Raw genomic sequence first — 19,451 nt, 5'->3', positions numbered from 1 at the left:
TTTAAGGTCTATCAGGATGCAAGATCCTTTACTGAACTCCCTGGTGTACATCAGCCGATACTATGGGATGTCGAATTCGCCTGAGGCACTTGTCAGCGGTTTACCCTTAGCCGATGGTAAGCTGACGCCTTTTCTTTTTCCTCGTTCTGCTGAGCGGGCGGGCTTGGTTGCCAGAGAAAACCGCACAGAATTTGAAGCAATTCCAGAGCTGGTCCTCCCGGCGGTATTGCTTCTTCGTGGTGGAGACGCCTGCGTACTGGTGAGCGTAAATAGTGAAACGCAAGAAGCCGAAGTCGTCACCGCAGATTCTCATTTGATGCCTATCTCGCTGCCTCTTGATGAACTGAAACAGCAGTACATTGGTCGCTATTTTCTGGTGAAAAAGCAGTTCCGTTACGACGAACGCTCACCTGAAATACTCAAACCAAGAGATGGACACTGGTTCTGGAGCACGCTTCTGGAATCGAAACACATCTACCGAGACGTGTTGATCGCCTCGATTCTGATCAATGTGTTTGCGATTGCCGCCCCTATGTTCACCCGCCTGGTGTACGACAAAGTCGTTCCAAACCTCGCGTTTGAATCTTTGTGGGTGCTGGCATCCGGAATATTTGTGGTTTTCCTGTTCGATTTCTTACTCAAATTACTGCGAAGTTACTTTATCGACGTGGCGGGTAAAAAATCAGATGTCCTGATTTCATCCAAGCTGTTCAGCAAGGTCATGGGCATCCGAATGGAGTCACGCCCTGCTTCGGTTGGTGCTTTTGCCAGACACTTGCAGGAGTTTGAGTCAATAAGGGAATTCTTTACGTCGGCAACTGTATCTTCTCTGATTGATCTGCCGTTCGCCCTACTCTTCCTGGTCGTCATCTGGCTGGTGGCGGGGAATCTGGTTATCGTCCCTATCGTGGGTATTCTGATTCTGATCATCCATTCGATGCTGATTCAGGGACCATTAAGAAAAAGCATTGAAGAGGGCTCTCGCCTCGCTTCGCAAAAATACGCCAACCTGATTGAGAGTCTGGCGGGTTTGGAGACGGTAAAAGTCTTTGGTGCGCAAAGCCAGTTCCAATACCGTTGGGAAGAAGCGGTTGCGCACATGGCAAACTGGAACATTAAGAGCCGCCGCATCACCGATTCTATCCAGAATGCCGCTGGGTTTATTCAGCAGACATCGAATGTCGGTATGATCATTGTCGGGGTTTATCTGATTGCCGAAGGCGACCTGACCATGGGTGGATTGATCGCTGCCACCATGCTGAGCGGGCGTGCAGTAGGTCCTTTGGTTCAACTTTCATTGTTGTCCACTCGCTACAATCAGGCCAAATCGTCAATGACGATTATTGAGCAGGTCATGTCGATGCCAGACGAGCAGGAAGAAGGGAAACGCTACATCCACCGCCCTATTGTTCAGGGAAAAATAGAACTGGATCGCGTCACCTTCAATTACCCGGACTCAGAACTTGCTGCCGTGCGGGATGTATCCATCACCATTAATCCGGGAGAAAAAGTCGCCATCATCGGGCGTATTGGTTCAGGAAAAACGACCATTGAACGTCTGATTATGGGCTTGTACCAGCCGACACAAGGCAATGTGCGTATTGATGAGACCGATATCGCTCAGCTTCACCATGTTGATGTCAGACGCAATATAGGCTGTGTACCACAAGACATTACTCTGTTTTACGGTTCTATTCGCGACAACATTACTCTGGGACAACCTTTGGTAGACGACCGAGAGGTGCTGGATGCTGCCAACCGAGGCGGTGTAACGGTATTTACTCAGCAGGATCCGGCGGGTCTGGAACGTCAGGTCGGAGAAGGCGGGATTTTACTTTCTGGCGGTCAGCGTCAGTCTGTGGCGATTGCACGTGCGTTCATAGGTCGTCCTCCTGTTTTGCTGATGGATGAACCAACCAGCTCGATGGATAACCGCTCAGAGATGCACATTAAGCATCAACTATTGAGCTTGAAGAAGAGTGAAACCCTTATCCTTATTACCCATAAAACGTCAATGCTGGACGTGGTTGATCGGGTAATTGTGATGGAAAAAGGGGCAGTTATTGCAGACGGACCGAAGGAGCAGGTACTCAACAACCTTAAGCAAGGTCGGGTACGCGCTTCATAAACTTCCTTGGATTCGCACAACGCCCTCGATACAGAGGGCGTTTTTTATGCTCAAACTGTCTCAAGATACCCTAACCACAACGCACCCTGTTTTGTGCCCTTTTTCGACATATCGATGTGCTGCAACCAAATCGTCCAAGTCATACACAGAATCGATCACCGGAACCAAATCTCCAGTTTCAATCAATCGTTTCAGATAGTTCATGTCACTCTGAGTTTCTATCGCCAGCCCAGCCACCATCTGACGTTGACCAAACAGTTTCAAAATCATCATGCGAGCAAAATCGGACACGCCACCAGCAGCAGATATCCATATGCCTTTTTCAGTAAGCAAGTGCTCACATTCTGCATATTTCAAACTCCCATGGGTGTCATAAACCACATCAAATCGTTCATTCATTTCACTGACTGGTGCTTTTGAGTAATCCAAGGTCTTCTTTGCACCAAGCTGTAACAGCAGCTCACGTTTTTCGTCTCGACAAATGGCAACTACTTCAGCCCCTTTGTATCTGGCTAGCTGAACTCCATAGCAACCAAGCGCTCCACCTGCGCCATTAACCAGAACTCTTTGCCCCGCTTTAAGCTCAATTTTATGATGCAGAAAATACAGTGAAGCGGTCGCCCCAAAAGGAATCGCGGCCGCTTGTTCGAAGGTCAGTTCATTTGGAATCTTGGCGATGGCAGCGGATTCATCCAGCACAAGAAATTCAGCATTCGCCCCCATACCGGTTCCTGTTCCTCCGAAAACCCGCTCTCCAATAGCAAAGTTTTTCACCTGATTTCCTGTCGCCACAATTTCTCCGGAAAACTCAGTACCAAGTATCTGCCGCTTAGGTGTTATCAATCCATTGAAAAGCCGCACTGCAAATGGGTCGGCTTGTCGCATATGGATATCCGCAGCCGACACCGATGTTGCCCAAACCCGAATTTTAATTTGGGTATTGCCCACTTCAGGTTCTTCAACATTGGCAACGCTAAGCACATCTGGCGAACCATACTCCTGATATATCATGGCTTTCATTGACCACTCTCCCAGTCTTTAGTGTTTTTCTGCTCTAGGGGCTATTGACCCTAACAATTTGTCTAAAGAAGGACTTGATAATTTGTGCGGTGGTGCGTAATTTTTGAAATCAAACATGGTGAAATTACCAACAATAGATATTCAAAATGACGTCCTTAGTTGAGCAAATAAATGAGCTGGTTGAACACATCGAATTGCACCTTGGTGATGATATGGACATCGCTGTTCTTGCAAAGCGAATGCAGCTTTCTCCGTGGCACTTCCAACGCACTTTCAAAAGTCTGGTAGGTGATACGTTAGGTGGCTATGTCCGGGGGAGGCGTCTTTCTTACGCTGCCAATCAGTTACTTGAAACCGATATCGGCATTCTGGAGATAGCTTTGGATACGGGCTTTAACTCTCATGAAGCGTTTAGTCGATCGTTCAAAACCTATTTTGGTCTTTCACCAAAAGTATTTCGCGTTCAGAAACCCAAAGTCCTGCTTCAGGAAAAGCCTGTTCTCACTCAAGAACTCGTCACCCACCTGCGTCAGGGAATCGCTCTGAATCCAGCCATTGTCTCTCGCCCTGCCACCTTGTTGGTAGGATTTCAGACTCAAATCCCATCACCATTTATGTTTCAGGAAAGCTACTGTGACCTCTTGGAAGCCCCCTGGATGCAGCTTTTGGATCGTCGCCATGAGATTTCAAACAAGGTGGAAGATACCTACCTGGGGCTGACGATTAGCGATTCAGGGCTGTTTACCGAAGAGGAGGTAACTTACTTGTCGGCAATGAAAGTGACCTCATTTGAGCGCATACCGGATGGTATGGTTACCTATGAATTGCCAGAGCAAATGGTCGCGATATTTGAGGTAGAGGAAGTCTCGGAAGATTCTGTAAACAAGACCATGGATTACATCTACGGCTATTGGTTACCCAATTCAGAATACCAAAGAGCGGAAGGTCAGGATTATGAGCTGTTTGAGGGGCTTAAGAACTTCACATTGCCTGACATGACATCGAAATACGTCATTCCGGTGAAACCCAGACAAAAATGAAAAACCCCGCCACAAGGGCGGGGTGAAAACTCTAAAAGTAGAAAAGGCAGTGGTAACTTTTAGAATTTAACTTCTAGACCTGCAACGTAGCCAAACTCAGTTTTAAGCTTGTCTGCGCCTGTAGGCTTAACATTTGCGTGACCGATTTCAGTGTAAACTTTCACGTTGTTGTGAAGTTTGTGAGAAACGTTCGCGTATACGTTGTGTACTTTTAGGGAATCTTTTACGTCAGCGTAGTCGTAACCACCAGCTAGGGTAGTTTTTTCAGTTAGCTTGTAAGAACCAGATAGCTTAGCAACGTTTAGGGTTGTTGCGTCAGGGTTCTTAGTTGTAGTAGAGCCCACTGTAACTGAGTCAGCTGTGATCTTAGTGTTGGCGTAAGATGCCGCAACAGTAATTGCGTCAAATGTCGCTTTTACCTGACCGTGGATAGTAGTACCTTTCGCTTTGTTAAATGCAATCGTACCCGCTTTAACGGCGTCTGCTTTAACGTGCTGAAGGTAAAGTGCAGTTTCAATGTCACCAAACTTGTAACCACCAGCTAGATCGTAAGCAAACTTCTCAGAATCCTTAACACCTTTTTCGAATTCAGCGTATGATGCGCCAACCCAAGCGTTACCGAAAGTACCTTTGTACTTAGCAACAGAGTCACCAGAACCCACTGCTAGAGTTGTCACTTCGTCTTTAAAGAATTTCAGACCGAACTCAATGCCTTCTGAGATACCAGCGCCGTCGAAAGTCGTAGTTTGGCGACCGGCTGTGAACGTACCGAATTTGCTGTGTTGAACACCAACGTATAGTTCGTCGTTTTCAACCGCAGTTTTCTCAAATTTGAATGCCGCTTTACCGATACCTTTTAGGCTGTCGTTTACGTCTACAGTTGTTGTAGCGAACAGGTCACCATCATCCAGGCGGAATTTGCTTACTGAGTTTTCAGCACGCTCTTTTTTGTACTGAACTTCAGCTGCACCACCAAGGTCTAGCTTAACGCCATCCTTGTTGTAGATTTCTGCTGCGTTTACTGACGTTGCTGCAAGTGTTACAGCAACAGCAAGAATTGTCTTTTTCATATCATTCATCCACTGCTAATTATTTTTAACTGCAAAATAATTCATTTGCGGAATGAGTATCTTCACTAAAAAGATCGTTATCAATAGACCCTTACGTCAGCTTACATCTTTAAAACCAATAGCTTACAATGCTTACGCTTGAAACATTTTGTTGCATAAGCTGGGTGTAAAAAAGACACGACCAAGAGCAACTTAACGCATATAACTTAACTGATCGACAACCAAATCCAGTACCCTATTGCTGAAAATGTGGCGACCCAGTGGAAGAAAACGATAGTAAATAGCACTCGATAAAAAGACGCCTTCTGCGTTTTATGACGAAGCAGACTTCTCCCAGCTAGCGCACCGGGCCAGCCTCCAATAACGGCAAGAAAGTGAAGCGTTCTCTCTTTCACTCTCCAGTTGCTACGTGAAGCCTGATATTTGTCCCAGCCATAGAAAAGAAACGTTATTACGCTTGGTGCAACTGACGCCACTAACCACAAAAAGGACTGATGGCTATAAAATAGAAAGGCAGATAATAGAACCCAATACAGGATCGACAGCTTCACAGTGCCCCCTTGAAAATAGCTGGATGGAATGAATTTTAGGCAAATAGGATGGGTTAGCTGCCCATTAGCGGAGCAAAGCTGATCTCATAATGGTTGTAAGACAAAACGGAAGGTCCGTGTTCACGTCGGGTAACAACGGTATCATCACCAAACTTAACGGTAACACGAGTATACACTTTGTTTTTTATCGTAATGGTATTGGCGGTCAGCATCTGCTCAAATTCAAGCTCTACCGCATCCAGTTTCTTCTTTGTTCGGCTAAGCAGATCGTTGTTCTTTTGTTTAAGCGTCGCGACGTTATCGACCATCTCCTGAGTACGCTCTGCTTTAGGCGTTTTAGAGAGCTCCAGCTCAGCTCGAACCACCTTCATGGTGTCTTCCTGAACCTTCTTATAGCTCTCCTTCAGCCTTTCAATACCATCTTTGTACTTCTTGTAGCGAGCACAGGCTTCTACGGTGGTGACCGAATCCCCTTCAACACCGAGATTGACGCAGGTAATTTTACCGCCGACTTGTGTATCGCCCCCACTCAGGGTGCCTTGTTTGCCGTTCGCATCAGAAACTGTCAGATCTCCTCCGCAGCGAACGTCATTTTGTAAACTGTGGATGGCAAATGTCACGTCATCGTGCGCCTGTATGGTCGCGTACTGTGCGTATTTACTGGTAATAGACCCACCAGAACGAACAACACAGGCGTTTTCCTCGCCTTCTGCGATAGGACGACCAATAATGCCTTTCGCGGCGGTAATGTCACCGTGTGCCTGAACGTCGGCAGATTCAATAAAGCCGCCAACTGTAATTGAACCGGTCGCCAAAACTTTCATACCAGGTTCGATGTCGCCAGTGATCACCACACAGCCTTTGAATTTTATGTGACCCGTAGACACGTCCACTTTGCTTAAACACAAAGCATTATCCACTTCGACAGTAGACCCTTTTTTCATCATCGGCATACCAGAGACGGCAGCACGCAGCAAATTAGGATCGTCTTTGCAAATGTAGGTGCCTTTGCCTTCACGTAAAAGTTTGTCGTTACCCGGTTTAGGTGGGATCACTTTGCCGCATACAGTGAAACCAGGTTTACCCTTGGTTGCAGGCTTACGTCGCATAAGTTCTTCATTTTCAGCCACGGTAATGGTTTCACCGAGGTTACGCATGTCAACTTTATGAGTAACGGAATTGATTTCCTGAGGTCTCAGAACGCGTGCATTGATGTCTGGAAAGAGTGGGGTGAATTCGGCGTCTTTTCCTTCTACGGGCATCTTGCCCTGTGCAACCGCCTGTGAAAATTCCTGACCGGGCGGCACTTTGTGGCTCATCGCCAGTACTTTTTTCAGCGCAAGCTTGTTGATTCCTTTGGTTACTTTTGCCAGAGAAAGCGCTTCGACAATTTCACTGCCCCGCAGTGCCCGACCACCCTGAGCACCAGTCACAACCATTCGGGCGATCATATCGTTATCTTCAAGCACAACACTAACTGAAGCATTCTTGCGAAATGCAATGTTCACACCCTGAAACGCTTCTTTTTTGGTTTTTCTGGCAGCGGAAATAAAACTTTTGACGGCGCTGTCGTCGAGGAAGAAAGAGGCAGCTCCTAAGCTTTCGATGGCATGATCAAGCCCAAGCTCACCAAAATCGGACTCTACCGTCACATCGGTGGGCATTTGCGCTATGACAAACTGATCGTCATCTGAAAGTCGGATGAACTCTTTCCACATACTCCATTACTCAAAAATAAGACTCCATTTCTGGAATGAGTGTAACGAATTTGCCCAAAGGTTTAACAAAAAAATGCTCAAATTCCGGCGATGGTCACTAATACAAGCACGCATTTATCGCCATAATGAGAATATTTACTATTAAGCTCATAACATTAATGACATTTTTCATGTTAAATGCACAACTTTAAGTCACATCAGCCATACAATGGAGTTTAGAAAAAGCATCTGGCTGGTTTATGGTAAATCTACGTTATATTAACAGCTCAGATAAAATGTTAATTTTCAGTAAATTGGTATACCGCTTTTACCCTTTTTCCGCAGTTTGAATACTCTAAGGACTCACAAAGCTCAGAGACCAAAACAATGCCGCGTCCGTAGCTGTTTTCATCGGATACCATATTCAACTCGTGGTAGTTAAAACCTTCCCCAGTATGCTCGATTGTCATCGCCAGTTGATTGATTTCAGGCAAGTATTCCAGATCCAAGGTTAACACCGCATCATCACTGAGATCTTGTAGGCGTTCCTCACGAAGCTGGTAATAAGTAAAGAAACCTTCTTCATCACTCTTAAGCTTGGAGTCCAGCCCAAGAAGCCCATGCTCAATGGCATTGGCAAACAACTCAGACAATACTGAGCAGACCAAATCCAGATTCGGTCCACCGCTAACAATACCGGAAATGTAATGCCTGACCTCAGCCATTACAGTCACGCCACTGAGTACGTCTTTCGGGAAGCTTAAGCGCGTGTTCAGCGGTACTCTGCCTACAAACGGCAGTTCTGCATCTGGAGTTTGCCCAGCTTCATTGTGGATAGGGAACGTCATGGTCAGGATAGACAGATCATCGTCTTTGCTCTTATGAGAAAAGACATTCACTGCCTCATACAGTGAAGGGATAATCGCGTTCGGTTCACAAGCGTTGAGCACATCTTTAAGGCGGTCTTCGCCAAACTGCTCCCCTGTTGGATTCGCCGCTTCAGTCACACCATCGGTGTAACACACAATCTGCTGCCCCTGCTCCATGCGCAAATGCACCATATTGGTTTCGAACTCTTCAGCACTGAGAACCCCTAAAGGCATGTGGGCTGACGTCAGGTTATTGATGATTTTGCCTTCTGAATCCAGTATGTAGCTGTCTGGCAATCCACCGCCCCACCAGGTGACATCAACACCATTGGCGCTGATCTCAAACACATTGGCTGCGACCATCATGCCCAGAGGCAGAAAGCGTACGAGTGCTGTATTGATTTCTTCGAGAATTTCACCAAGCGACATGCCCTTCGCAGCCATGGAGAAAAACGCCCTTGTCGCCGGAATGGTTGAAATAGCAGCAGGTAAGCCGTGCCCCGTCGCATCGGCAATCATGACATAAACCCCACCTTGTGGTCGGTTAGCCACAACAATAAGGTCCCCGTTAAATACCGTAGAAGGGTTAGAAATGTACTCAATACCATCGATATTTTTGTACATGTCTTCAGCAAGGTTAGTAAAAATAGATTCGGAAATCGCGTAGTCGTACTTCACCTGTTCGCGGAACTTGCTCAACTCATCACGCTGCTTACTCACTTCATTGTGCATTTTGGCGATGCGATAGTGTGCCTGAACTTTGGCAAGTAAGGTGCTTCGACCAACCGGTTTCAGAATGAAATCATCTCCATAGAAAAGGCACCGACCAAAGGAGTCGCGGTCATCCAGCACCGTCAGAAAAATGATCGGCATGTGCACATTCGGGAACTCGGCACGGATCTCTTTTGCGGTAGTAAAGCCATCTTTCACGGGCATCATGACGTCCATCAGGATGACGTCCGGCAGGGCTTCGGCTTCTTTGAGCGCGTCTACCACCCCTTCCCCGTTCTCAAACAAAGTGATGTCCTCTGCAATGCTGGTCAGCATATATCGGAACATTTCTCGGTTGGTTTTCTGATCATCGACTATCAGTATTCGCATAACCTAGCCCTCCTGAATTCGTTATTCGATTGAAAACTTCTTATCAAATCTCGAGATCAGCAGAATTTTCTTCACTTGCGGCATACTGTTGGTGATCACGATTTCTCCGTCTTTCTGATTCAGATACTTGTGCATATTGAGCAACATCCCCAACCCTGCACTGTCGATGTAATCGACTTTGCGAAAATCAACCACAAAGCGATACCCTTTCTGTTCGCAGTAACTTTGACGAAATTCGTGTACCAGATTAAAGCCAAATGCGCCTTCGACAGAAATCACAACACGTCGTTGGTTGTTATCTATTTCAGCAGTTACAGACATAGTTCTTCTCCCTAGAATAATTCAACTTCACCTTCATCAATCCCAGATTGCTGCGCCGCCGCTTCACCACGGTTTTGCGCGTTGGATTTCAGTTCTTCGATACCCTGAACCAAATCTGAAAGCTCTATTTCACCTTGATTAAATTTGTTCATTAGCCCAACCATTTCTTCTATGGCGTTGGTACTTCGCTGGGCGTGTTCCCCCTGCTGAACAACGATGTCGGCAAACTGCAAAGCACGGATCCCGTTGCTCACCTGATCTGCCAGTTCGCGCCCCATACCCTGGATCTTGTCGATCTCCTCTTTGATTTCCACATTCACCTGTTGCACGCCCTGCAACATGTCTTCAACCTGATCTTTTGAGTCGATCGCTACCGTCATATCAATCGATGCGATCTCACCCACCGTGACGTTGGCTTCTTTGATCGTGCCCTGAGCGATGGTGATCTCTTTCTGAATTTGTCCGTTGAGATCTTCTGCTTTCAGCGACAGGTTACGTACCTCCTGCGCAACCACCGCAAAGCCTCGACCCGCATCCCCGGCTCGCGCTGCCTCAATAGCGGCGTTCAATGCAAGCAGGTTGGTTTGTTCTGACAGCCCCTGAACCTGATCAAGCAGGCGAAATACATTGTCTAATTTGGACGACATATCATGAATACTGTGGACCGCTGTGATGCTTTTTTCGGAGACGGTAATCAGAATTTCGATGTACTCAGCAAATATCTTTTCGGTTCTTGGAAGCACTTGTGTGAGGCTGTATTTGCTGTCCTGATTCGCCAGAAGGTTATTCACTAACTGGGAGGAAACATCACTCTGACGCTGTGAGACATCCTGCAAGCCAAAAAAGCTGTCATTCAATGTCACAACGGATTCGTCCATTACCCCTCGCTGCTTATTCAGGCTTTCCTGAATATGCGGAAGCTCTTCGTCAATCAACGACTGGACCGCTTGAAGATGAGCCTGATTGTCTCCGGACACGTCTACCTTCATTTCAACTTTCGGCGTTTCAACTGCAGGGGCTTTTTGTGAGGATTTAATCAACACCCAGGGCGACGCTGCCACCAGCACAGCCAAGCCGACCACCCACATTGATGTCACTTCCATCACAATGAAGCTGAGACCAACGACCTGGAGACCCAAAATGAGCCACCAGGTCGTTACGAATTTGGTTATTTTCTGCATTATTATTAACCTCTTAAGTTCAGAAGCGCTTAGGTCGAAAACAAGGTGTCACAAATCAACCTTGGTACTCTGTTGAGCGATACCACTTTCTCAACCGCCCCGACTTCTACCGCGACACGTGGCATTCCCCAAACCACAGAAGATTGCTCATCCTGCGCAATCGTAAATGCTCCGGCATTTTTCATATTCAGCATGCCTTCAGCTCCATCCTGCCCCATTCCGGTAAGGATGACGCCAATAGCCCGATCACCAAGCGTCTCAGCCACAGCATCAAACATGACGTCTACCGAGGGTTTGTGCCGGTTAACGGGAGGACGATCATCCAGCTCGCAATACAAACATCTGCCACGTTTCACAATCACCATATGTTTGTCACCCGGTGCCACGTAGGCACAGCCGTTGACCAGAGGAGCAGAGTCCACCGCCAGATCTCGCACTGTTATTTCACTCGCCGCGTCCAGACGTTGAGCGAAAGAAGGCGTAAACATGGCACTGATATGCTGAGTAATCACAATAGGAGGAAGGTTGGATGGCAATGCTGACAACACGGAGCGGACCGCTTCGGTACCTCCTGTTGACGCACCGATGGCAATCAGGTCGAACTGTTTGCTCTTTTGCTTCACTTTCTCCTGCTTTTCCGCCTGCTGACTACTGTGACCCTGCTTAACGTTTGCCCCTGCCGCCATTTTGATTTTGGCGTTCACCATCTGTTTGTAGTGAATCATTTCAGCGGTGTTTTCCACGGCGGGTTTGGGGAAGTAGTCCACGGCACCAATTTCCAGAGCCTCCAGTGTTATGTCTGCTCCGTGCTGGGTAAGTGTTGAAATCATGACGACAGGCATCGGACGCAGTCGCATAAGATTTTTAAGGAACTGGACGCCATTCATTTTGGGCATTTCAATGTCCAGCGTCAGCACATCCGGATTGTGCTGCTTGATCAGATCTCTTGCTTCGTAAGGGTTTTCCGCCGTTGCCACCACCGTAAGTTGAGGGTCTGATTCGACGATCTCGGTCAGCAGTGCTCTGAATACCGGGGAGTCATCAACGATCATTACTTTTAGTTTATTATTCATTAGAATAGCTCCGCATCATCATCGTGTGGACGGTGGCTCTCAATATCCAGTTCTTTGGCGTATGCCGCTTCTCGGCGTTTCACTTTGTCCACTTCAGTAAAGCGAATGCGCTTCACCCACGCCTGACCGCTCAGAGGATCGAACATGACTTTTCTGGGAATCATGCCCCCCAGATCCTGCGCATCGATCTCAAACCCTTCCTGTCTGGCGTAATTAAGAGCAAATTCTATGTTCTTGTCCCCTATCAGTGCCGTCTTTCCCATCATCTGTGCGCCACCAAACAGCTTAAGGCGAATTCGCTCTCTTACTGCTCCTCCTGCCAATAACTGGTTGATCAACATTTCCATTGCGTTATTGCCATAGCGCGAAGCGGTTGAAATGATTTCTGTCGGGTGCCAGTGCTCAATTTCGTATTTGCTGTCAAAGGGCAGCAGAAAGTGGTTCATTCCTCCAACGAAGGCATGTGGGTCCCACATGCATGCAGCAATGCACGAACCCAGTCCGGTGCAAATCACTTCAGGCTCACGGCTGGTATACACGCCACCGGGCAGTACTTTCACCATGTGCACTTTCTTTTGTTGGTGATAAAAGCGTGCAAACTGCTGGTTCGTCTGATCGGGCTTTTTTGCCTGAAGTTGCTTCATTCCTGCCTCACTGTTTAACGTATATGGTGTGTCCAAGATGCCGGAAGAGATCAGTACAATTTCCAACACTCTCGGAGTGACCAATAAACAACACACCATCGTCGGCAAGATGTTCGTAGAATCGTCGGATGAGCGTCTCTTGAGTGGGCTTGTCGAAATAGATCATGACGTTGCGGCAAGAGATGACATCAAATTGTTGATTCATGGGCCAATCAGCCAATAAATTCAGCTGGTTGAAAGTAAGATGTTGCTGTAACTGACGTTTTATTTTTATATTCCCGGTCATGCGACCTTTTCCCTTCACAAATGCCCCTTTGAGGTATTCGCTTGGAATTGTTTTTATGGCTTCGTCGCTGTATACCCCTTTGCGGGCATGCGCCAACACGTTGGTATCCAGATCCGTGGCAAGCACTCTCACGGTATCAATGCGATCAAAAACCTGCATTTTTTGTAGCATGGCAAGGTAACTGTAGGGTTCTTCCCCTGTAGAGCACCCCGCTGACCAAATTTTTAATTGTGTTTTTCGTTCACTGAACCACTTTGGAATCATGACGTTTTCAAGGTATTCAAAATGATGGTATTCCCTGAAAAAGTGCGTTTTATTGGTGGTCAGGTTGTTGATAAAATTCACTCGCTCGGAATCGCTGCTTTCCAGTAACTCCCGATACTGACTAAACCGTTGAAAGCCATGTTCACGCAGCAAACGGCTGATTCGCCCATAAACCATGGCTTTCTTTTTGTCCGACAGGTATATCCCCACACTCTTATGGACAAAATATTGAATGTATTTAAAGTCCTGTTCCGTTAGTTCAAATTCTCTGCCTTCTAGCGGACTTTGTGGTTCAGCCTGGCTTAGAACTCTTCCCATTCGTCGCCGTCCTCACTCAACTGTATCCCTGAGTTAACAGCTTGGCTTGGCGGTGCGATCGGTGCCGGCACATTACGAATTTCACTGATGTTGCTTGCTGGTTTCGCACTTCCACTGTTGTCTCGTTTGGATATGGTTTGCACATTGTTGTCGGTGGTAAAGAAATTCATCAGGTTAAGCAGCTCTTTCCCTTCGTCTTTCAAAGACTGACTGGCTGCTGAGGTTTCTTCTACCAGTGATGCATTCTGCTGGGTCATCTCATCCATGGTGGCGACGGCTCGGCTTATTTCATCAATACCTGTCGCCTGCTCCTGGCTGGATTGCGCTATCTGTGTGATGAGTTCGGACACTTTAGCCACGGCATCCACAATCTCATTCAAGGTTTCGCCCGATTCATCCACTAAACGGGAACCCTCATCGACTTTCTCAACGCTATCGTTAATCAGCCCTTTGATCTCTTTCGCTGCGGCGGCACTGCGCTGTGCCAGATTACGGACTTCACCCGCCACAACGGCGAATCCACGCCCCTGCTCTCCGGCTCTGGCCGCCTCTACTGCGGCGTTCAGTGCCAGTAGGTTGGTCTGGAATGCAATTTCATCAATCACACCGATGATGTCGGATATCTTCTTACTTGCACTGTTAATCTCAGCCATTGCTGCAACAGCCTGGCCGACCACTTCTCCGCCTTTGCCTGCTTTCTTCGCGGCATCATCGGATAAGTCATTTGCCCCTTTCGCGTTTTCAGCGTTTTGTCGGACAGTAGTTGTCATCTCTTCCATGCTGGCCGCGGTTTGTTCCAGATTCGAAGCCTGAGCTTCTACACGCTGACTCAAATCGTTATTGCCTTCCGCAATTTCTGTCGAAGCCGTAGCAACGCGAGCAGAAGAGGTGGTGATTTGATCCACCATATTGCGAAGATTCACAATCGAGGTGTTCACCGCTTCTGCCAGACGCCCAAACTCCCCTTCATTATCGTCCGACATATTCGAGTTCAAGTTGCCATCTGCCACCTGACTCATCACGTCGATGCACTGACCAAGAGGTGCAACAATGGCATCCAGCAAGTTGTTAATCCCGTCACCCAGTTCAGACATAAAGCCACTGTAAGCACTGGTATCAATACGCTCTTTCAAATCACCATTAATCGCTTTTTGAATCAGTGACTCAACCTGTCGCTGACCGTCTTGCTGTTCCGTAATATCTTCCCACTGAAGCGCGGGCCCCATGTAATTCCCTTCTGCATCCCGCATCGCAATACAGGTTAGGTTAAACTCCAGCGCTCCGACTTTAATATCAGAGGAGAAAGGCAAGTTGTCCGGATTAGAAATAATGCCTCGCTGATGAGCCGGGTTCTTATGGAAGACATCAATGTTCTGTCCTATCAGTTTGCTGGCATCAAAACCAGGCAGCACCTTTTTCAGATCGCTTTCTCGGCTAGACAGAAGCTTTTGAAGAGCCGGATTCAAGTATTGAATGATGCCATTTTGGTCAGCCATCATTAGGTTCGTCGTCATGCCTTCGACTGCCGACGCCAGACGTCCAATCTCGGCTTCTTTGGCTCGCTCTTCTGTCACATCTTTCCACTCAAGAGTGTTCCCGACATAGTTACCCTCGGCATCTCTGATCGCAGCAACGTTCAGTTCTATCTTGAGATCGGCGATGGTGATATCGGTCTGGTAAGGTAAATTATTTGGGTTATCCAGCATCTTGCGCTGATGGGCTGGGTCTTTATGGAAACCGTCAATACAGCGCCCTATCAGCCACTCTTCCGATGCCGTAAAGTCGTGCCATACGGTTCGCATCGTCGCTTCGTGCTTTTTAAACAGGTCTAGGGTTTCCTGATTGGCATAGGTAATCAGGAAGTCTCGGTCAATCATTACCATGGCAGTTTGCGCCTGATGCACCGCGGCGCTCAGTCTGGCAATCTCAGTGGCTTGCTTTCTCTGCTCTGTGACATCACTCCATTCCAGCGTGTTGCCAATGTAGTTACCCTGAGCGTCTCTGATGGCAGCAACATTCAGTTCGATTTTTAGGTCTGCAATATCGATGTCGGTGCTGTACGGCAAGTTGGCAGGGTTATCCAGTAGCTTGCGCTGATGGCTTGGGTCCTGATGGAAGCCATCGATACAGCGCCCCATCAGCCAGTCTTCTCGTGCGGAAAAGTCCGGCCATACGGTTCTGAACTTGGCTTCGTGCTTTTTGAACAGTGCCATGGTTTCGCCATTGGCATAGGTGATTTCAAAATCCCGGTTGATCATGACCATGGCAGTCTGAGCCTGATCGACCGCTGATTGCAGCCTCGATATGTTGGATTCCTGTACACGTTTTTCGGTTACATCTTCCCACTCAAGGGTATTGCCCGTGTAATTGCCTTTGCTGTCTCGAATGGCGCCCACGTTCAGTTCCAGCAATACACCTTTAACATCGATGGTGGTGGTGTAAGGCATATTGTTGGGGTCTGCCAGCATCTGTCTCTGGTGAGAAGGATTGGTATGGAAGCCATCAATGCAGTTCCCGATCAGAAAGTCTTCATTAGCCTGGAAGTTTGGCCAAACCGTCTGGAACAATTGTTCATGTAATTGGAGCAGTTCCAGCGACCGTTTGTTTACGTAGGTAATATTAAAGTCGCGATCTATCATCATTAACGCGGTTTGCGCCGTATTCAGAGCAGACAGCAGTTGCTCTGTACTGACGGCACCCGCAGCGGAGTTAGTCTCGCCCATCAGGCTATCTTGGGAGGGAGCTTCAAACTGCTCCGCGCTTTTTGTTTTTCTATTCCAAAATGACATCGCTTCACCTCTCACATGAGCGCTTTTTCTTCTGATAAGTTATTGAGCTCTGCGACATTAAATAGAGCTTCCAGGTTAATGAGAATCACATGCCCTTCATTGGCTGGCACAATGCCGACGATGAAGTTTTTGTCCACTGTTAGCGACATATTGGGCGCTGGTTTTATGTCGTCGGTATCAAGTGCGTACACTTCCGACACCGCGTCCACAATGATGCCAAGTGGCTGTCCATGTGTATCATTCAAAACAATCACAACGGTGGTTGCGTTAATCACGGCAGGTTCTAGCTGAAAGCGTTTTCTCAAATCCACAATCGGGACATATTCCCCACGGATTTCCAGCACACCATTAAGGTAGCTAGGCGCATTGGGCACAGTTCTCACCTTGCTCCAGCCACGCACTTCTTTCACATCCAGAATGGGAACGGCATATTCTTCTTCGTTTAAAATAAAACTCAGGAATTCTTGTACTGCCATGACTCACCCTGCCTTTAAAATCGTTTCCATGTTGAGCAGCTCATCAGTATCCAGTAAGGACATCACCTGCTCTTCCACATTCAGTAGCCCCACGGTGAATGGTGTCACCACCGAATCCCCTAATGCGGGCGTCAGCTCTTTATCCCCCTGGCTGACCACATCGGAGACCGCGTCTACCACAAGCCCCATCAGACGTTCGCTTTCTCCACTCGCACAACGAAGCACCAGCACCACGGTTGTTGGCAGGTACGCACAATCACCAATGCCAAACCGGACTCTCAAATCGATGACGGGAACGATCATGCCTCTAAGGTTAATCACACCTTTGACAAAGTCCGGAGAACGGGGGATCGGAGTCGGACGCTCCCATACGCGGATTTCTTCAACATCGCGTATGTCGATTCCATATAGTTCGCCGGCCAGACAAAAACTCAAGAAATCGGCGTTTTCACTGATTTCGCTGTCTGCGATGGTTTCCCCTTCCACAACTTGAAGTGCTTCGCTCACGGTTGCTCCCTAGGCTGCGATGCCGCCCTTGCTGTCTGACTGCCGATTCAGAAATGAAGTAATCAGACCTTGAATATCCAGTATCAGAGACACAGAGCCGTCACCTAATATCGTCGCTCCTGATATGCCTGCCACTTTGCTGTAGTTAGACTCCAGACTCTTGATCACCACTTGTTGCTGATCCAAAAGCTCGTCTATCAATAACCCGACACGATTCCCTGCCGCCTCGACCAAGCACAGAATGCGCCCTTCGAGTTCTCCACTTTCTCCCATCTCAAATTCTTCGTGCAGTCGGAGTACGGGAATGTTTTCCTCTCGCAGGCGATACAACTCGACCCCACCGGCAGCGTGCTTAACGCACTGGGTATCTATCTGAATGGATTCAATGATGGTAAGCAGCGGAATAACGTAAACTTCGCCAGCGACTTTGACGAGCTGACCGTCCAGAATGGCTAACGTGAGAGGTAAGCTGATGGTGAATGTACTTCCGGTGCCTAGCTGAGATTCCACTTCGATATGTCCGCCCAGCTCTTCGATGTTTCTTCTCACCACGTCCATACCGACGCCGCGACCCGAAATATCCGAGACTTCTTCTGCGGTAGAAAAACCGGGCGCAAAAATCAAATTAACGATCTGCTTATCGGTCATTTCTTCTCGGCGGGCATCCGGTGGCAACACACCTTTGTCCTGTGCTTTTTTCCATAACTTGTCACAGTTGATGCCAGCACCATCATCTTTCACTTCAATGATGATAGAGCCCCCCTGATGGAACGCATTAAGCTCGATGACACCCATTTCTGGCTTGCCATTTTCACGTCGATCATCCGGCAATTCGAGACCATGGTCGATGCCATTTCTGACTAAGTGAACAAGCGGGTCAACGATCCGTTCCAGAACGGTTTTGTCGAGCTCTGTGTTTTCCCCTTTGATTTGCAAATCCACCTGTTTACCAAGACGACCAGACAGATCCCGAACTAGACGAGGGAAACGGCTGAAAGCAAAACTCATTGGCAACATGCGAATATTGAGGACGTTTTCCTGCAGGTCTTTGCTGTTTTGAAGTAACTGGTCGAGACCGGATTTGAGCTTCTCTAGCTTATCCACGGTAAAGTCGTTTCCGATCTCCGTCAGCATGGACTGAGTGATGACCAGTTCACCCACCAAGTTGATCAGGCTGTCGACTTTGTCGATGTCGACCCGAATGGAACTTACACTCGACTCTGACTTCGCGGGCTTTCCTGCTGCTGCGGGCTTTTTGTTGTCTTTTGGTTTTGTTTCTGGAACAGGCACCGCGGCACTTTGTGGTTGTGGCTCTTGCGGTACTGTTTCTGTTTGTTCAGTTTCAGATGATGGCTGCGCAACGTTCTCTCCTTCGGTTTGTTCGCGCTGCACGTCTAAATCACATTGGTCTTCCACCCACTCAAATATTTCTCGAATGTCTTCTTCTGCCACTTCACCAGAAATCGTCATGCGCCAGTTCAGATAGCATAGCTCCGGCTCCAGTTCGCTCAGTTCCGGTAAATTCGCCATGTTACAGACGATGTCGCAATCTGGGTCCAGCTCTTTAATTTCCCCGATAATACGAAGCGGGTCATTACCGCTGAAGAACAAATCTGTATGGGGAATGAAGGAAACCAGCCATTTGGCGGTATCGGAGCCATTGCCGGAATCGGTGGCTTCAACTTGTTCTGAAGGTGGAGCAGAGGAATCGGCGTTGGTGTCGCCTTGTGTGTCTAGTAGTGCAGCCAGTGCTTTATTGACTTCATCTTTGAGCGCGGATTCTACTTCCGTTTCATTTTCATAGCCTTCAAGCATCTCAGTGATGCAGTCGCCACTTTTCAATAGTATGTCGACACTGTGGCGGGTTAACGTCATTTGACCGTTTCTGACTTCGTCCAGATAGGCCTCAACATTGTGTGTGAATTCGCTGATATCCAGCAAATTAAAAGTGGCAGCGCCTCCCTTTATTGAATGCGCCGCTCGAAATATCGTATTGATGGTTTCCAGATCAACGTTATCCGGATCCAAATCCAGCAATACGGTTTCTAGCACTTCTAAGTTTTCACGACACTCTTCGTAAAACATCTTACGAAGTTGGTTCATGTCTAAAGCCATG

Annotated in this window: 16 protein-coding genes; 2 read left to right on the top strand and 14 right to left on the bottom strand. The window is 47.8% G+C overall.

What is annotated here, in order from left to right:
- Positions 1–16: 16 nt before the first annotated feature.
- Positions 17–2,128 (top strand): type I secretion system permease/ATPase, encoded by a 2,112-nt coding sequence (locus tag INR79_RS19130; RefSeq protein WP_022560551.1) that lies wholly within the window; start codon positions 17–19, stop codon positions 2,126–2,128.
- A gap of 60 nt (positions 2,129–2,188) precedes the next feature.
- On the opposite strand, the gene INR79_RS19125 is transcribed toward INR79_RS19130, so the two are convergent.
- The gene (locus tag INR79_RS19125) at positions 2,189–3,148 is read right to left on the bottom strand and encodes an NAD(P)-dependent alcohol dehydrogenase (RefSeq protein WP_223098844.1); all 960 of its coding nucleotides are present in this window, start codon (positions 3,146–3,148) and stop codon (positions 2,189–2,191) included.
- 146 nt (positions 3,149–3,294) lie between these two features.
- Between INR79_RS19125 and INR79_RS19120 the strand changes: the two genes are divergently transcribed.
- Positions 3,295–4,188 (top strand): AraC family transcriptional regulator, encoded by an 894-nt coding sequence (locus INR79_RS19120; RefSeq protein ID WP_223098841.1) that lies wholly within the window; start codon positions 3,295–3,297, stop codon positions 4,186–4,188.
- Positions 4,189–4,247: 59 nt separating this feature from the next.
- Here INR79_RS19120 and INR79_RS19115 read toward each other — a convergent pair whose 3' ends face one another.
- The 13 genes from INR79_RS19115 to INR79_RS19055 form a co-directional block, all read right to left on the bottom strand.
- Positions 4,248–5,258, bottom strand: a complete 1,011-nt coding sequence (locus tag INR79_RS19115; RefSeq protein WP_162198409.1) for a porin — start codon at positions 5,256–5,258, stop codon at positions 4,248–4,250.
- A gap of 206 nt (positions 5,259–5,464) precedes the next feature.
- On the bottom strand, positions 5,465–5,809 hold the full coding sequence (locus tag INR79_RS19110) for a DUF1294 domain-containing protein (RefSeq protein ID WP_223098827.1): 345 nt from the start codon (positions 5,807–5,809) through the stop codon (positions 5,465–5,467).
- Between the two features lie 53 nt (positions 5,810–5,862).
- On the bottom strand, positions 5,863–7,527 hold the full coding sequence (locus INR79_RS19105; protein ID WP_022591990.1) for a DUF342 domain-containing protein: 1,665 nt from the start codon (positions 7,525–7,527) through the stop codon (positions 5,863–5,865).
- Between the two features lie 278 nt (positions 7,528–7,805).
- Positions 7,806–9,476: a SpoIIE family protein phosphatase gene (locus INR79_RS19100; RefSeq protein ID WP_022560545.1), complete on the bottom strand. Its 1,671-nt coding sequence runs from the start codon at positions 9,474–9,476 to the stop codon at positions 7,806–7,808.
- 21 nt (positions 9,477–9,497) lie between these two features.
- Entirely contained in the window at positions 9,498–9,797 is a 300-nt protein-coding gene (locus INR79_RS19095) for an STAS domain-containing protein (RefSeq protein WP_004403952.1), read from the bottom strand.
- An 11-nt stretch (positions 9,798–9,808) separates the two neighbouring features.
- Positions 9,809–10,978, bottom strand: coding sequence for a methyl-accepting chemotaxis protein (locus INR79_RS19090; RefSeq protein WP_022560544.1), 1,170 nt, complete (start codon positions 10,976–10,978; stop codon positions 9,809–9,811).
- A 29-nt stretch (positions 10,979–11,007) separates the two neighbouring features.
- Positions 11,008–12,051, bottom strand: coding sequence for a chemotaxis response regulator protein-glutamate methylesterase (locus INR79_RS19085; RefSeq protein WP_223098824.1), 1,044 nt, complete (start codon positions 12,049–12,051; stop codon positions 11,008–11,010).
- Positions 12,051–12,695, bottom strand: coding sequence for a chemotaxis protein CheD (locus INR79_RS19080; protein ID WP_004403955.1), 645 nt, complete (start codon positions 12,693–12,695; stop codon positions 12,051–12,053). Before INR79_RS19080 ends, INR79_RS19085 begins: the two co-directional genes overlap by 1 nt.
- 7 nt (positions 12,696–12,702) lie before the next feature.
- The gene (locus tag INR79_RS19075; RefSeq protein WP_022560542.1) at positions 12,703–13,563 is read right to left on the bottom strand and encodes a CheR family methyltransferase; all 861 of its coding nucleotides are present in this window, start codon (positions 13,561–13,563) and stop codon (positions 12,703–12,705) included.
- Entirely contained in the window at positions 13,548–16,352 is a 2,805-nt protein-coding gene (gene aer2, locus INR79_RS19070; RefSeq protein WP_262415440.1) for an aerotaxis transducer Aer2, read from the bottom strand. The genes INR79_RS19075 and aer2 overlap by 16 nt, the downstream gene beginning before the upstream one ends.
- An 11-nt stretch (positions 16,353–16,363) precedes the next feature.
- Complete coding sequence (locus tag INR79_RS19065; protein ID WP_004403958.1) at positions 16,364–16,828, bottom strand: chemotaxis protein CheW; 465 nt, start codon at positions 16,826–16,828, stop codon at positions 16,364–16,366.
- Between the two features lie 3 nt (positions 16,829–16,831).
- A complete protein-coding gene (locus INR79_RS19060) occupies positions 16,832–17,335 on the bottom strand; it encodes a chemotaxis protein CheW (RefSeq protein ID WP_004403959.1) in 504 nt (167 codons plus the stop codon).
- 9 nt (positions 17,336–17,344) lie between these two features.
- A complete protein-coding gene (locus INR79_RS19055; RefSeq protein WP_223098818.1) occupies positions 17,345–19,450 on the bottom strand; it encodes a chemotaxis protein CheA in 2,106 nt (701 codons plus the stop codon).
- Position 19,451 lies beyond the last annotated feature (1 nt).

Source organism: Vibrio sp. SCSIO 43132 (genome assembly GCF_019904195.1).
Lineage (GTDB): Bacteria > Pseudomonadota > Gammaproteobacteria > Enterobacterales > Vibrionaceae > Vibrio > Vibrio nigripulchritudo.
The sequence above is the reverse complement of the archived record's forward strand: the minus strand, read 5'-3'. Positions and strand labels throughout refer to the sequence as shown.

What these genes read in the sequence shown, in the direction of transcription:
- INR79_RS19130 (WP_022560551.1), top strand. Translation starts at nt 17, where the DNA reads ATGCAAGATCCTTTACTGAACTCCCTGGTGTACATCAGCCGATACTAT.
- INR79_RS19125 (WP_223098844.1), bottom strand. Translation starts at nt 3,148, where the DNA reads ATGAAAGCCATGATATATCAGGAGTATGGTTCGCCAGATGTGCTTAGC.
- INR79_RS19120 (WP_223098841.1), top strand. Translation starts at nt 3,295, where the DNA reads ATGACGTCCTTAGTTGAGCAAATAAATGAGCTGGTTGAACACATCGAA.
- INR79_RS19115 (WP_162198409.1), bottom strand. Translation starts at nt 5,258, where the DNA reads ATGAAAAAGACAATTCTTGCTGTTGCTGTAACACTTGCAGCAACGTCA.
- INR79_RS19105 (WP_022591990.1), bottom strand. Translation starts at nt 7,527, where the DNA reads ATGTGGAAAGAGTTCATCCGACTTTCAGATGACGATCAGTTTGTCATA.
- INR79_RS19100 (WP_022560545.1), bottom strand. Translation starts at nt 9,476, where the DNA reads ATGCGAATACTGATAGTCGATGATCAGAAAACCAACCGAGAAATGTTC.
- INR79_RS19095 (WP_004403952.1), bottom strand. Translation starts at nt 9,797, where the DNA reads ATGTCTGTAACTGCTGAAATAGATAACAACCAACGACGTGTTGTGATT.
- INR79_RS19090 (WP_022560544.1), bottom strand. Translation starts at nt 10,978, where the DNA reads ATGCAGAAAATAACCAAATTCGTAACGACCTGGTGGCTCATTTTGGGT.
- INR79_RS19085 (WP_223098824.1), bottom strand. Translation starts at nt 12,051, where the DNA reads ATGAATAATAAACTAAAAGTAATGATCGTTGATGACTCCCCGGTATTC.
- INR79_RS19080 (WP_004403955.1), bottom strand. Translation starts at nt 12,695, where the DNA reads ATGAAGCAACTTCAGGCAAAAAAGCCCGATCAGACGAACCAGCAGTTT.
- INR79_RS19075 (WP_022560542.1), bottom strand. Translation starts at nt 13,563, where the DNA reads ATGGGAAGAGTTCTAAGCCAGGCTGAACCACAAAGTCCGCTAGAAGGC.
- aer2 (WP_262415440.1), bottom strand. Translation starts at nt 16,352, where the DNA reads ATGTCATTTTGGAATAGAAAAACAAAAAGCGCGGAGCAGTTTGAAGCT.
- INR79_RS19065 (WP_004403958.1), bottom strand. Translation starts at nt 16,828, where the DNA reads ATGGCAGTACAAGAATTCCTGAGTTTTATTTTAAACGAAGAAGAATAT.
- INR79_RS19055 (WP_223098818.1), bottom strand. Translation starts at nt 19,450, where the DNA reads ATGGCTTTAGACATGAACCAACTTCGTAAGATGTTTTACGAAGAGTGT.